Here is a 15,011-nt window from a genome sequence, read left to right as displayed (position 1 = left end):
GGTGTCAGAAAAGGTTTTTCCCTTACAGGGCCCCGTTTTGAAAGGGGGTTCGCCCGGCCGGGTTTTTTGCCGCATTTAAAGCTGGTTCGGGCCCGCATGCTTCCGCCCCCCCCCCCCCCCCCCGTTCAGGGGATCAGCGTTGCAAGGCCTGGTATCGTTCGAAGGCTGCGAAGATCAGTTTCTGGGATGGCATGGCCATCTTGAGCATGGCCGACTTCAACTGGTCCTGCACCGTATAGAGGCTGGAACCTGTCCGGCTTGCGAAGGCGGAGAGTGGCAGGCTCGACAGGACGGCATGCACGACCCTGCATTCTGCTGATGTGATTCCGAATGGCCGGCAGAAGTCTGCAACTTGCTCAGGACTGGGCGCGGCGATTGTCAGGGGTGTGACTGTCAGGATCTGGCGGGATGGTCCAATCCGTGCCGTGCCGGCGCTCCATCGCCTCAGGGCGTAAAGGGTGTTGCTGTCCGGGTGACGCAGATGCAGGGTGACCTGGCCGGAAGCCGCATCCGCAGACTGCTGAAAGGCTGCAAGACGCGCATTTTCGAGCGTATCGGTACAGGACAGCGTCCCGGCGGGCGAAAGCCGGAACCAGCCTTCATTCAGAAGCTGCCCGGCGAAGCGGTTCAGTTCTGCCAGTTGCTTCCCGTTGAAGACGAAAACGGCTGACGCTATCAGGTCGGCTACGTCCGTGCGGGTGCCGGGGGCATCTTCAAGGCCGAGCCGTGCCATGCCCAGCTTGAACGCGCGCAGCAAATGCGGTGACAGTGCCGTCAGCAGCTTGACGGCCGGTGATTCGATACCACGGTCCCGCCGCGACGAGCCAATGCCGAACCAGCCGATGTTTCCATCAAAGCTCAGATTGCTGCCATGGATGTCATGGATGCCGAAGCGGGGCAGAAGTTCCTGATGGATCCTGCTTCTGCGTGCCTCTGCCTCTGATACATAAACATGCTCGGAGCAGAAGCTGCCTGCTTCACGTGCCATGACACGCGGGACGCGGAAATCGTCTCTGGCGTAGCCATCCAGATAGACGGGCGCGAAGTCAGGATCGCCGCCCACATAAAGGTTCACATGGGCGTGGCCGGATGATCCGGACACCAGAAACATATGAACTGCCGCCCCATCCACCAGTCCTGCAAGACTCTCGGCAACCGGCTGCCAGCCCTCCGGCTCCAGCGCTGCTTCATAGATCTGGTGAAGGATCTTGGCTCCGGGTTCTATGGCTCAGGCCTTTCGGTTGCGGGACGTTTGCAGGTGGCTGGATGATGTTCAAGGCATCCGGTATGCTGATGCATTATGCCCCGGAAAAAACCCGGATGCCTCAAATTCTTGTTCTGTGCTTCCGGCCCTCCGCCGTAAGCGCCGCTTGCTTCAGCTTGATGAATTCCACCTAGACAAGCCAAGGGTTTTTATAAAATCGTCCTGGCGCGGATATGGTCCAACGTGAAACGAGTAATCCTGGCTGCTCTTGGAATGATGGTTGTTCTGCCGCTGACAACACGGCTTCCGCAGAACGCATGGGGCCTGCTTGAAGGGCGCGGGAGCTATTTCATCCCGGCAGAAAGCAGCATCTGGACCTTTCGGGCCGATGTTGAGAATGCAGGCTCAGGGAGTTTCTGGCTCCGGGGGAGCGACCGTACCCGCTACTATGCGTTGTCCGAAACGGGGCGGGAGTATTTTCATATTGAAAAGGAGAACGGGTGCGAGCGGTTTGATCCGGGCGATATCTCCACCTGGTGTGAATTGCAGGCGGCACCCATTCCATTGCCAAACTGAGTTACGCTGTATCAAGATGCGCGCACTTCGTGCCTTCGCGCGGCAAACGGCTCGCGATTCTATAACTTCGGCATGCGTTGATCGTGCTCCTGCACAAAACCGCTTTTCCTCAGAGAGCCGTTCCTCCCGTCTCCGCCTCACGTCAAGAACTGGATATGCGGGCCATTGTGATGGTCGGAGGGGCAGACATGGGCTCTGACGCAGAAGACGCAGCGGAGCAGGTCTTCGGTCAGGATTTCGGCCGGGGTGCCATTGGCGGCGATGCGGCCCTGTTCCAGCACGATGATGCGGTCACAGAACATGGCCGCATGGTTGAGGTCGTGCAGGGCGATGATGCTGGTGACGGGCAGGCCTGCAATGAGCTTCAGCAGGCTGATCTGGTGCTGGATGTCCAGATGGTTGGTCGGCTCATCAAGGATCAGCTCGCGCGGGCTCTGGGCCAGTGCGCGGGCGATGTGTGCACGCTGCTTTTCGCCGCCCGACAGGTGCTGCCAGCGCTCGTGCCGCTTGGCAGCCATGCCGCAGCGTTCCAGCGCTTCTTCCACCGCATGTTCATCGGCCTTTGTCCAGCCGGAAAACATGGAGCGGTGAGGGAAGCGGCCGAGCTTGACCACATCCTCGACCTTGAGGTTGGCATTGGTGGTGGCGTGCTGTTCCACGAAGGCCACACGCTGGGCCACCGTCTTGCGGGAAATCTTCTGTATATCCCGGTCCTCCAGAAGCACGCGGCCGGAATGCGGCAGCTTGAGGCCGGCCAGGAGACGCAGCAGAGAGGTCTTGCCCGAACCGTTCGGGCCAAGCAGGCCCAGCATTTCGCCGGGCCTCGCCTCGAAGGAAATATCCTCCAGAACGGTCTTGGTGCCGATCTTCCAGGTGATGTTTTCAGACTTGATGCTCATGATGCACGCTGGAAACGGTAGAGGATGATGGAGAAGACAGGCACGCCGACGAGCGCCGTTACAACGCCGATGGGCAGCACCTGCTGCGGGATGAGAATGCGTGAGGCAATGTCCGCCAGCACCATGAAGATGGCTCCGCCAATGGCGCAGGCCGGCAGCAGCCGGATATGCAGCGGACCGACGAGGAAGCGGGCTGCATGGGGGATGACCAGACCAACAAAGCCGATGGACCCCACCATGCTGACAATGGTCGCTGTAAGCATGGCTGTGAGGCAGAACAGGCTGAGGCGGGCGCGGCTGACATTGACGCCAAGCGCTGCGGCCGAGTCATCACCAAATGCGAAGGCATCCAGGATGCGCGAATAGGCAAGGCAGGCGATAAGGCCGAGGCCAACGACAATTGAGACGAGTGTGAACTCCGGCCAGCGCACGCCGCCGAAGCTGCCGAGCAGCCAGAACATCACGTCACGCGCCTGCTGGGCGTTGCCGGCCGTTGTCACCACATAGGAGGTGGCAGCATTGAAGAGCTGGGACGCGGCAACACCGGCCAGAATGGTACGGTCTGCACCGCCTCTGGTGCCGTTGGAGAGCAGGGCGACAAAGAGAAAGGCCGCAAAGGCACCGGCGAAGGCGCCTGCCGACAGGGAAACCGTGCCAGCTCCAACACCGAGGATGACAATGCAGACAGCGCCAGTCGATGCGCCTGCCGAGATGCCGAGCACGTAGGGCTCGGCCAGCGGATTGCGCAGCAGCGACTGCATGATCGCGCCGGAGATGGCAAGGCCTGCCCCGCAGAATGCCGCAACGAGTGCACGGCTGAGACGGTAATCCCAGATGACGGACTCATGGATGCGGTTAAGCTCGACTGCAGTCCAGCCGAGCTTGTTGGTGATTGCAGTGTATGTGGTGGCTAGCGGGATCGGCATATCACCGATCCCGACGCTGATGCCGACTACCAGGCCAATGGCTGCGAGGCTGGCAAGCAGCAGGCCCAGGGTAACCAGGGCTTGCCGCGTTGCATGGCCGGACCGGCTTGTTTCAATCACGATGCTCACCGCAAGCCGAGCGCCTTGAGCTGCTCAGCCACCTGTTCGGCGCCGAAGATCGTGCGGACGGTCGGGTTCATGGCCTGTCCGTCCATGATGACCATCGCCTTGTTCTTGACGGCAGGCATCTGGCTGGTTGCCGGGTCCGATGTCAGGAACTCAATCTTGGCCTCGGCCTTGTCGAGTTCCCAGCGGTTGCGGTCGACACGGGCAACCACGATCACGTCCGGGTTGGAGGCGATGATGCTCTCCCAGCCCAGAGCCGGGGATTCGGCTTCCGACTGAATCGCATTCGTGCCGCCGAGAACGTCGGCGATGAAGCCCGACGCGCTGTACTTTCCGCCCAGGTAAGCATCTGCGGACGGAGAAGGGCTGGAGAACCAGAACACGTAGGACAGCTTCTTGCCATCCTTGGGCGCCGTGGCGCGCAGTTCGGCTTCGCGCCTCTTCAGATCGGCGATCAGGGCCTGACCCTTTTCCTGCACGTCAAAGATCTGGGCAAGTTCATCGATCTCCTTGAAGAGCGTGTCCATTTTCCACAGTTCGGAACGCTCGCCATAGCCGAACTTGTCCTTGGCTACGCCCTCAGCGACGCAGGTGCTGGGCGACAGGTAGGCCGGTATTTCCAGCTTCTCAAAATCCTCGCGCTTCGCGACCTTGCTCGACGGGCCGATCAGGCTCGGCAGTGCAGAAGCCACAAAGTCCGGGTTTTCTGCCAGAATGGATTCAAACGTCGGAAACTCGACCGTCAGCACCTTCACCTTGGCATTGGCTTCTTCCAGCTGCGGCAGAACCTTGTTCGGCCAGAAGGCGGTACCAACCATCTTGTCCTCAAGGCCGAGCAGCAGCAGGATTTCCGCGCTGTTCTGGCCAAGGCCAACGGCCCGCTCCGGAGCCTTGGTGAAGGTGACTTGCACGCCGCAGTTCTCGATCGTCAGCGGGTACTTGGTCTGTGCAGCAGAGGCTGCCGTCACCGTTGCGGCAAGGGAGGCGATGACGCTCGAGGCGATCAGAAGAGATTTCATGGGTATGTTCCGGCCAAGCTGTTGGAGCTGGCGCCTTATAACTGCACGTGCTGAAGCAAACAAGACTCTGAAACTCATATTAATGTGGGCGGCTCTGGCTTGCCGGGATTCCAGAGTTGCCCAAGTTTTGCCTTCTCTGGCCGCCGGATTGTGAAAAAAAATCATATACGCAATGACTTAACCTGTTCTTGGTTTCACCGCATTGCCAGCGTCTCATGTCAGGCGTTCCGGCTGCGTATCGGCATGCCGGAGGTATGAGCCAAGGAGCAGGTATGGCGGTTTCACGGGCGGTGATGGCCGGGGTGCGGTTCGGATTTGGCCTGACGCCGGGAGAAACGCCGGACAGCGATCCGGATGCGCTTCTGGAACAGCTGCGCCAGGCGCAGGACGAGAAGCTGCTGTTTCCCCGTGAAGGAGTGGAGACGCGCAAGACGCGTATCCGGCAATACCGGAGCGTGCGCCAGGATCTGACACAGCGGATCAGGAATGGCGAAGCGCTGGGAGAGCAGGAGAAGGCGTTGAATCGGAGCGTGGCGGCCAGATTCGATGCGGACGTGTCGGGCAGGATTGCTCAGGCCGCGGGCTCTTCCTTCGGCTTTCAGGAGCGGCTGGCTGGTTTCTGGCTCAATCATTTTACCGTTAGTGCCAGCAAGTCCACCGAGATGCGCCTGATCGTGCCGCTCTATGAGGCAGAGGCCATCCGGCCCAATCTGTCCGGGCGCTTTGCAGACCTGCTCAAGGCGGTGTCGCTGCACCCGGCCATGCTGGTGTTTCTGGATCAGGCGCAATCCATGGGGCCAAACTCGCGGCAGGCGCAGAAGCGCGGCGGTAGCGTAAACGAGAATTTCGGCCGTGAGGTGATGGAGCTGCACACCTTGGGCGTCAACTCCGGTTACAGCCAGACGGATGTGCGCGAGCTTGCGCTGCTGCTGACTGGCCTTGTGTTCAATCGAGACGAGGTTCGGGCCGGGTTCGATCGCAACCGGGCAGAACCGGGGGCGTTCAAGGTGCTCGGCAGGCATTATGAGCGTACCGAGGGCGTTTTCGACGTCGCTCACACCGTGCTGGAGGATCTGGCCTCGGATGAGCGCACCATGCGCCATGTCAGCACGCAGCTCTTCAAGCATTTCATCAGCGAGACGCCGGATGAGCACACCATTGCTGCCATGGTGAAGGCATGGAAGACGGAAGATGGAGACTTGATGGCTGTGTACCGGGCGATGCTGGAAAGCAAGGCTGCCTGGGTGGAGCCTGGTCAGAAATTCAAGAAGCCGTTCGACTACGTTGTCTCCAGTCTGCGGGCAGCGGGACTGACGCGGCCGCAGGACCTTTTGAATGATGAGGACGGGATCCTTGGGGCCTTTGACCTGCCGGAGGCTGGACCTCAGCGGCTGGCCATGGCGGAGCCCGGGAGCGGTGATGAAACCTGGCGCGGCATGGAGAGCGGGGAGAACAGCGGTGATGACCGCAAACCCCGGCCGAAGATGAAACGCTCTCTCGCCCGGCAGGCGGCGCAGATGATAACGGCCCTTGGGGAGCCCGTATGGCGGCCAAGCGATGCGGCAGGCTTCAAGGATCAGAGCGCCTATTGGTTCAACCCGGCACAGCTTTCGATGCGGATTGAATGGGCGCGGCGGCTGGCGCGGCGCATTCCCGGCAAGCCGGATCCGCGGCAGTTTGCCCATGACGCCCTTCTGGATCTGGCCCGCGACGATACGCTGCAACTCGTCTCGCGCGCGCCGAGCCGTGAGGCCGGGCTGATGCTCGTGCTGGTTTCACCCGAGTTCAACAGGAGATAAACCGATGGCTGGCACGCTGACTGGACTGACCCGGCGCGGGTTTCTGGCCTCTGCCTGTTGCGCGGCGGCAGCTCCGCTCTTCACGCCTCTGGCGCTGGCCGCCATGCCGGGAGACAACCGCTTCATCGCGATCATCCTGCGCGGGGCGATGGACGGGCTGGATCTGGTGCAGCCGGTTGGTGACAAGGCCTTTGCGGGCCTGCGGCCCAAACTGGTGGAAGCCTCGGCGCCACAATTGATCCCATTGGACAACTTTTTCGGCCTTCATCCGGCGGCGGCGCCCTTGCTGCCCTTGTGGAAGGCAGAGGAGCTGGCCTTCGTTCATGCAGTTTCAACTCCATACCGCAACATCCGCAGCCACTTCGACGGGCAGGACATTCTGGAAGCAGGCGGGACGGAAGGTGCAGCCCGAGCCGGCGGATGGCTCAACCGGACGCTGTCGCTTACCGGCGAGCCCTTGAAGGCGATCAGTGTCAGCAGTGCGCAGGAGATGATCCTGTCCGGGGCCAATCCGGCCGATGTGTGGTCGCCGCGTTCGGATGTGTCACTGGGGCAGGATGAGCTGGCCTTTCTGGTCAGGCTTTACGAGCGTGAGCCTGCCTTTTCGGAGGCTCTGAAACAGGCGGTCGGCATCGACAGTTTCACCGACGCGCTCTACGCAGAGGAAAAGCGCAACAACAGCATTATCCAGGTTGCCAGGATGGCCGGAGCGCTGCTGAAGGATGAATACCGTATCGCCAGCTTCTCCATCACCGGCTGGGATACCCATGTCCAGCAGAAGCAGGATTTTTCCAGCGCCGTAAAGGACCTGTCCGCGGCCATTCTGTCGCTTCGTGAAGAGCTGGGGCCTGGGGTGTGGGCAAAGACGGCTGTTGTGGCGATGACGGAATTCGGCCGCACCGTGCGCCAGAACGCCAATGACGGCACGGATCATGGCACTGGTGGCTGCGCGGTGATCGCGGGCGGGGCCATCCGGGGCGGCAAGGTCTATGGACGCTGGCCAGGACTGGGTGAGGGGAACCTGCTGGATGACCGGGACCTCAACCCGACCGGTGACGTGCGCGCTGTGGCTGCCGCTCTTCTCGGCCACCAGTTCGGCCTCAAGGCCTCCGCGCTGACGGACACAGTGTTTCCCGGCCTTGAGTTGGAGGGACGCCCCGGCTTCATCTGACAGGGCTCCCGTCAGTTCCGGCTGGGGAGCATTGTGTGGGAACGCTTCCGGTTGTTGTCGCGCGTGAGATCCGCAGCCTGCTGAAATGATTTTTTTCGGGTGAGTTTCAGCCTCTATTCCTGAAAAGGTCTAGATCTCGCGCATGGCTGGGTGCCTTGTGGGCAAACGGAACATCAATTTTCAACTGACCTTTTCAGTCCTTCGAAGGGGCGGTCTCCGGGCCGCCCATTCTTTTTCGGATCAAGTGTCTGGTGCACCGGCTTGAAGATCTTTGCGCAGTTTATACCCCATTTGGGGGATGAGCCCGCCGCCGCTCCCTGCTGATATGCCTCAAGGGCAGGCCGGTTCGTGAAAACCGGGTGAGTGAGGTTTCTCCGTGCTGGCGTTCGGGGCGTATGCAGCGTGGAGCGGGACAGAACGCATGATAGCAATGCAGCATAGTGACACCGGCGCGGATATGACGCCGGGTGGTGCCAGGTCATTTCTTTCGCGTTTTGCATCCAGGGCGGTCAGGCAATGCCTCGTGGCGGCGCTGATCGGGGCGGCAGCCGTGTTCCCCGCCGCTTCTGCCCTTGCGCAATTTGCGACAGGGGCCGTGTTCGACGAGCAGGTCTATGGGGCCGTGCCAAAGGGGGCACCCATGGCGCGGGGCAACTATGCGGCCCTGCCGCCTCGCGTGTCTCTGAAGGCCTTCGCGCCTACGCCGGGCGATCAGGGGCAGCAGGGCAGTTGTGTTGGCTGGGCCTCTGCCTATGCCGCCCGCACCCTGAGCGAGGCACGGCGTCTGGAGATTACCTCCCGCAGCGACATCAACCGCAGCGTTTTCTCTCCAGCCTTCGTCTACAACCAGATCCGCCGGGGCGGCTGCGATGCTGGTTCGCTGCCGGCTGATGCGCTCGAGTTGATGGCAGAAGATGGCGTGCCGCTTCTGCGCGACTTTCCCTATACGGACAAGAGCTGCAGTGCCCGTCCGGGGCCCGAACATCTGAATCTTGCAGCTAATTACCGCATTGGCGGCTACAAGCGCCTGTTCGACCGGCGGTCCAACGCAAAACATGTAGCCGTGCGCCGGGCGCTTGCCAATGGCAATCCGGTCGTCATCGGCATGCTTGTTTCCGATGCTTTCATGGACTCGGGCGAGCGTTACCTGCGTGGCCGCGAGGATATCGCCCTGCGGGACCGGGGCGAGCTTGGCGGACATGCCATGGCGGTGATCGGCTACGACGATACGAAGTTCGGCGGAGCCTTTGAGCTGATCAACAGCTGGGGGACGGAATGGGGTAATGGAGGCTTCGTCTGGGTCTCCTATGACGACTTCAATGCCTTTGTGAGGGAGGGGTTCGAGATGATCCCGCCGCAGCCGCCGGAGCCTGAAAAGGTGGTGGACATGGGCGGCAGCCTGCGGCTTATTCATATCACGGGCAAGGAGCTGACGGTTTCACGGCGTGGTGAGAACGTGCGGCTGGATGACCCCATGCCGTCGGGCTCGCGCTTCCGGGCGGAAATTTCCAGCAGGTCCGGTGGTTATATCTACGTTCTGGGCGGTGACAGCGCCGGTCGCTATGTGGAGCTTTTCCCGAGAAACCGCGGCATCAATCCCAGGGCAGAGGCAGGCAATGCGCTGCTGGTGCCGGGGCCGACGGAGGATTTCTTCACGCGGCTGAATGATGACACGGGGCGTGACTACTACGTCGTGCTGTTCTCACGCGAGCCGCTGGACGCGAGTGCCATCGCCGAACGGATGAATGGGGGCAGGGCAGGACCGCTGCCGCGTCTTGAAGCGGCGCTGGGCTCAGCTCTCGTCCCGGAAAAGGACATCACACGCGAGGGGCCGCTCTCCTTTGAAGCAGCGAGCGGAGAGGCCACGGTGGTGCCGCTGATCGTCAGCATCGAGCATGTGGCCCCGGAGCAGAACATGCAGGACCGCACGCCGCCAAAGCTGGTGGTGTCGGAACCTACCGCTGACGAGCTGGAGGTCATTGCCGGGCAGGCTGCCATCCGCCGTATCTCTGAAGCTTCCTTTGTGCTCAAGGGCAACGCACAGGATGAGGGGCTGATCCAGTCCATCACCATTGCTGGGGCCCTTTCATCGAAATTCTCCTCACGCGGGCCATTCGAGGCCAGCGTGGAGGTGCCTGCGGATGGCAAGGCTCATCCCGTCACGATTGTTGCCGTCGATGCTGCCGGCAACCGGTCCGAGACAACAATTGAGGTGCAGGTGGCCCCATGACCCAGACCCAAGCACCCCGGACCGTACTTTTCTTTCCGCTTTCCAGAACTTGCTGGAGCCTGAACCGAATGACCCGTCTTCTTTCCGCGCTTGCCGGTGCGAGCCTCCTCCTCGCCATGCCCTTTGCTGGTGGTGCCACTCTTGCGCAAGGCGTCTCTCCCTATCAGGGACTGGAGCCGGAGCAGCTGCTGGATCTGAGCCTTGAAATCCCTGGCCGTTTTGAGCGATCGGCCATGCGCAAGCATCTGGCAGACACCTTTCCGGACACTCCGGAGGGCCTGTTTGCCCGGACCTGGATCGAGGACCGGAACTATGCCGACCGGCAGGAAGTGATCGCCAATTATCTCAAGGTTATCAATCAGCGGCCGGATTTTCCGACAGCCTATGTCTACCTTGGCCTTACCTATGAAGAGGTCGGCGATTTCGACCGTGCCCGCGGCATCTATGAGAAGGGTCTCGAGGCTGTTGGCTTTGAGACCGATCTCATCCGGAACCTCTACTTCCTGCTGCGGGGAAAGCTGAAACAGCCAGCCGAGGCAGACACCTTCCTGCAAGGCATCGAGCGCAACTTCGGCAACCGGGATGGTGCCGTGACCTTCATCCGCGCCATTGCCGCCCAGTCAGATGGCAATACGGAGGAGGCAGAGAAGCTCTTCGATGCCGCCCTGAACGAGGGCGCGCCCTTCGAAGCGCTGAAGCGGCTGACACAGCTCCGGATGACACGGCTTGAGCGCAGTGGTGCCACTGCCGAAACACGGGCTGCCGAGTTGAAGCGTGTCCTGGAGTATGCGGTGGCGGAACGCAGCGCTGAAGCGCTGATTTTCGCGGCAGGTGAGCTGAAAGACCGGTTCAATGCCCGCCAGCAGGCCATGAAGCTCTATGAGCAGGCCTATGCCATGTCAAAGGTGGCGGAAGCTGCACTGGATGGCTTCGAGACGATGGCCAGCTACGATTTTGACCGCAGCTATGCGCTCTTGCAGAAGGCTTATCAGGATCTGCCGCATGTCAGTCAGACTGCCACGTACATGTGCTGGGCCAATTTCTCCTTCGCGATCAAGCCGGATCAGGCGCTGGCTTATTGCCGTGAAGGAGAGGCGAAGGCGGTGCTCGTTGACTACAGGCATACGGCCGTGCGCCAGACCGTGGACCTGCTGGAAACCTTGGGCCGTATGGATGAAGGGGAAGCGGCGCTGAAGGCGGTCCTTGATGTGACACCATCCAGCCGGAAATACGCCATGCTGGTGGAACTGGTGAAGAACCGGGTCTGGGCTCAGGACTATGCGAAGGCCCGGAGTTATCTGGATGAGGCTGCAGGCGCCAAAGGTCTCAGCGGCAGCTGGCTCTCCACTTGGCAGCGGCTCCTTGGCACTGCGGAAGTGCTGGAAAATGAGCGCCAGACCTTCCTCAAGGCAAACCCCTTCCTGAAGGACTGGGAAGCGCGCATTGGTGCGAGCCTGACACTGGCGGTGGAATTCGAAACGAATTCGGACGTGATCCGGCCTGACACCTATCCGGCACTCGACAAGGCGGCTGGGGCTCTCAATGCGCCGGGCGGCGAGAAATATATCTTCCTGATCGAGGGGCACACGGACAGCCGCGGGTCTGACGAGATCAATCTGCCCCTGTCTGCCCGCCGCGCCCAGTCTGTTGCCGCCTATCTGGAGACGCGCCACGGCATTCCGGCAAGCCGCTTGCGGACGGCCGGTCATGGCGCGGGTCAGCCCATTGCCGGAAATGACAGTGAGGCAGGGCGCCAGCGCAACCGGCGTGTCGAAATCCGGCCTTATGGCAATGTCAGTGCACCGGAAATCGCGGTCACGGGCAGACTTGACGCCGGAGGGCTGCGGCTTGCGCCGGGCGGGCGTCTGGCAGCGACGGGCTTTGAGCCCGTGCAGCTGTGGGATCTGCAGCAGAAGGTGAAGCTGCGCGACTTTTACCGGGGCGGCGATCAGCGCGCCTTCTCACCCAACGGCCGGTATTTCGCTTCTGTCTCGAAATACACGGAAGTCAGCGGCAGTGTCACCTACACGCTCTATGTCTATGACACCAAGACGGGGCATGCGGTTGCGCAGGTTCATGGTGAGGCCGAAATTGCCAAGCTTGCCTGGAGCCCATATAGCGATGAACTAGCCTACACGGATGCCGAGGGTTTCCTCAAGATCTACAACGTGCAGTCCCGTAACCAGCGAGCCGTTACCCGGTTGAGCACCACGCGGATCAGTGGGCCGCTGGTCTGGCTGGCTGGCAGCGGCAAGATTGTTGCTGGCCAGGCGCAGCGTGAAGGTATCAGGGTTTTTGATGGAAAGACGCTCCAGATGGAGCGTCATCTCCCCGGCGTAGACTGGACCCATGCCATGGGGGCGAGCCGCGACGGCCGCTATGTGGTGGCGGTCGACAACCAGCATCAAATGGTGATCTGGGACACGCTGGACTGGAGCGTCGTTGCGTCCAGGAGCGTGCCTGTCATTCCAAAGAGCATTGCGTTTCACCCCTCCCGGCCGCTGGCCGTGATGAATGACACTTTCAACAGTGAAACGGGCTTGATGCTGTTGGACCTGTCTGACGGACAAATCCTTGCAAAGCGCAAGGGTGCGCAAGACATTTCCCTGTCTTTCACGCCTGATGGAAAGCGTATTGTGGCAGGAAGCGGCGGCACGGTGGAATGGCTTGACGCTGCCTCTCTCGAGCCCGTTGCGGACATGACAGGCCTTGCACCGGCGGGCTACAGCATCTCATCCGACAAGACGAATGCATTGCTTGTTTCGCGTGACAGCAGCGCCAGCCATGTCTGGGACCTGACGACAGGCCAGCGTGTGCACACCCTGCAAGTAAGCCCCAAGCTTGGCTGGATGGCTCTGGAGGAGGATGGATCGCGCCAGTTCATGGTGGATGCAGACAACCGGATCGTCACCTTCAGCACGCAGGACTACCGTGAGGAGGTGCTGGAGGACCTCGGGTTCAATGTCCAGTTTGTCAGCACCAGCGACAAGTATGTGGTCTTTGCCGGTCAGCCGGCGGGCAAGACGGACTCCCGGACGGGTGTTCTGGAAGTGCGGGAGCGTCCTTCCCTGCGGAAGTTGTCGCGTATTGAGTTCGATTTCGTCACTAGCCGCTTGCAGTATGGCAAGAGCTACGGCACGGCGGTGAACGACATTTCCATCAGCGACGCGGACGGTCTCGTCGCACTTGCTACCCGCTGGGAAGATGGGTACGGGCACGGCTGGACCAATGGCAAGACTGTCCGTGTCTATGAAATTGCGTCCGGACGTGAAACCAAGGTCATCAGCCTGAACAAGGAAGTGCGGGATCTCTCGTTCCGGGATGAGGAACCCGGAAAGCTGCGCGTTCTGGAAGTCGCAGGCGGCTGGCGGATCTATGATGTGGCGAGCGGGCGGTATGAGAAATGGGAAGCGGACAACGGCTTCTGGACGCGCAAGCTGGATGACGGCCGCACCATCGAATGGTCGCGCGATCTGCTGAAACTGGGAGACCGGACTGCCTTCTTCCGGGGCACCTTGCGTGACATTGAGGTGCTGGAGCCGCGCAACCTTCTTGTCGCGATGACCTCAGGCAACGAACTGGTCTACTTCGACCTCAGAACGCTTGAGCGCCAGCTGACCGTGGTGATCAAGAACGGTAACGAGTGGATCGCCTATGCGCCCAGCGGCGAGTTCACCTCGTCACTCGGCGGAACCGATGGCGTGTTCTGGTCTCTGGGTGACAACTACCTGCCTTTCGATGCCCTGAAGCAGCGTTTCGAGCGGCCGCGTGTCATTCAGGAGCGCCTGAGCCGTCTGACCGGCGAGGGGGGCACGCCTTCCGCGCCGGAGCCGCCGCAGGTGGAGCCGGAGCTTTTCGAAGCGCCTTACAAGATGTCCGTCGACGGCCCGCTGAAAGCCTCGGTCACGGAGGACAGCTTCAATCTGAAGCTGCGCATCGAGAAAGCCGATGCCAGCCTGCCCGATCCGGAGCTTGTCTATACGCTCAACGGGCGCCCTGTTCCGCGCGGGCGCGGCTTCGACGAGGAGCCGGTTTATGAGGGCGGCGAGGTGATCGGTACCTCGCGTCAGTTCAATCTGCAGGAGGGCGTCAACGTCATCGAGGCGAGCATCGCCTACAGGGATGCAAAGATCCTGACCCAGCGGGTGGAGATCACCCGCACGGCCGAGGCGAAGCCGCAGAAGCGGGCCTCGAATGTGCAGCTGTGGTTCTTCGGCGTCGGTATCTCCGATTATGAGATCGCCACCCAGAATCTCGAATATGCCCACAAGGATGCGCAGGAGCTGGAGAAAGCCTTCAAGGCGCAGGAGGGTGTGCTTTACGGCAAGGTCAATACGCGGGTTCTGGTCAATGACCAGGCGACCGAGCGCAACATCCGGGTGGAGATGAACGACTTCCTGCGGCAGGCCTCGGCCGAGGACGTGATCGTGCTCTTCATTGCCGGGCATGGTGTGCAGGACAATGAGCAGCAGCTTTATCTTGTCACCCATGACGGCGACATGCAGCGGCCTTACACGGGCATGCAGGTGGACAAGTTCCGCGATTTCCTGGAGGGGCGCCCGGTCAACCAGAAGGCCGTGTTCCTGATGGATATCTGTCATGCGGGCACGGTTGGACCGCGCAAGCGCGGGCGTGTCACGGCTGAAGACGCGGTGAAGGCTCTGACGGAAGGCACAGGTACGATTGTCGTCGCTTCCTCTACGGGCGCGCAGTCTTCGCTGGAGGACGAAAGCTACAGGGGCGGCCACGGTGCGTTTACGGCGGCACTGCTTGAGGGGCTGGACGGCGAGGCAGACCGCAATGCAGGTGATGCCAACGGCTTCACCAGCATTCAGGAGCTCATCAGCTACACCTCCCGCCGTGTGCCGCAGCTGACGGACGGGGCACAGCATCCGACCATTCCGAAATCGGAAAATGTGCTCGATTTCCCGGTAGCCCAGGCCAATTGATCTGCCTTGCGGCGCAGGCGTTACCGCTTGTGCCGCAAGGCCCCGGAATTTTGCCGAACGCCATAGTGGCGGGAGGCACATTTATACTCGGAAATACTTTTCAGTTGATCGG

At 61.2% G+C, this 15,011-nt stretch carries 9 protein-coding genes; 5 read left to right on the top strand and 4 right to left on the bottom strand.

All coding sequences use genetic code 11. The features are described from left to right. Positions 1-133: 133 nt before the first annotated feature. The gene (locus V6L75_RS07990) at positions 134-1,111 is read right to left on the bottom strand and encodes a hypothetical protein (protein ID WP_334250981.1); all 978 of its coding nucleotides are present in this window, start codon (positions 1,109-1,111) and stop codon (positions 134-136) included. A 366-nt stretch (positions 1,112-1,477) separates the two neighbouring features. Here V6L75_RS07990 and V6L75_RS07985 point away from each other — a divergent pair, with 366 nt between their 5' ends. Next, positions 1,478-1,780, top strand: coding sequence for a hypothetical protein (locus V6L75_RS07985; protein ID WP_334250980.1), 303 nt, complete (start codon positions 1,478-1,480; stop codon positions 1,778-1,780). Positions 1,781-1,917: 137 nt separating this feature from the next. Here V6L75_RS07985 and V6L75_RS07980 read toward each other — a convergent pair whose 3' ends face one another. The 3 genes from V6L75_RS07980 to V6L75_RS07970 are packed head-to-tail and all read right to left on the bottom strand — an operon-like array spanning position 1,918 to position 4,750. Continuing rightward, positions 1,918-2,679, bottom strand: coding sequence for an ABC transporter ATP-binding protein (locus V6L75_RS07980; protein ID WP_334250979.1), 762 nt, complete (start codon positions 2,677-2,679; stop codon positions 1,918-1,920). Next, a complete protein-coding gene (locus V6L75_RS07975; protein WP_334251241.1) occupies positions 2,676-3,683 on the bottom strand; it encodes a FecCD family ABC transporter permease in 1,008 nt (335 codons plus the stop codon). The genes V6L75_RS07980 and V6L75_RS07975 overlap by 4 nt, the downstream gene beginning before the upstream one ends. Positions 3,684-3,730: 47 nt before the next feature. Then, entirely contained in the window at positions 3,731-4,750 is a 1,020-nt protein-coding gene (locus V6L75_RS07970; protein WP_334250978.1) for an ABC transporter substrate-binding protein, read from the bottom strand. 272 nt (positions 4,751-5,022) lie between these two features. On the opposite strand from V6L75_RS07970, the gene V6L75_RS07965 reads away from it, so the two are divergent. From V6L75_RS07965 to V6L75_RS07950, 4 genes are all read left to right on the top strand, one after another. After that, positions 5,023-6,549: a DUF1800 domain-containing protein gene (locus tag V6L75_RS07965; protein ID WP_334250977.1), complete on the top strand. Its 1,527-nt coding sequence runs from the start codon at positions 5,023-5,025 to the stop codon at positions 6,547-6,549. Between the two features lie 4 nt (positions 6,550-6,553). Beyond that, the gene (locus V6L75_RS07960) at positions 6,554-7,720 is read left to right on the top strand and encodes a DUF1501 domain-containing protein (protein ID WP_334250976.1); all 1,167 of its coding nucleotides are present in this window, start codon (positions 6,554-6,556) and stop codon (positions 7,718-7,720) included. Between the two features lie 523 nt (positions 7,721-8,243). Next, the gene (locus V6L75_RS07955; protein ID WP_334250975.1) at positions 8,244-9,950 is read left to right on the top strand and encodes a C1 family peptidase; all 1,707 of its coding nucleotides are present in this window, start codon (positions 8,244-8,246) and stop codon (positions 9,948-9,950) included. Between the two features lie 68 nt (positions 9,951-10,018). Continuing rightward, on the top strand, positions 10,019-14,899 hold the full coding sequence (locus V6L75_RS07950; RefSeq protein ID WP_334250974.1) for an OmpA family protein: 4,881 nt from the start codon (positions 10,019-10,021) through the stop codon (positions 14,897-14,899). Positions 14,900-15,011 lie beyond the last annotated feature (112 nt).

This window comes from Pannonibacter anstelovis (genome assembly GCF_036881715.1).
Classification (GTDB): Bacteria; Pseudomonadota; Alphaproteobacteria; order Rhizobiales; family Stappiaceae; genus Pannonibacter; species Pannonibacter anstelovis.
The sequence above is the reverse complement of the archived record's forward strand: the minus strand, read 5'-3'. Positions and strand labels throughout refer to the sequence as shown.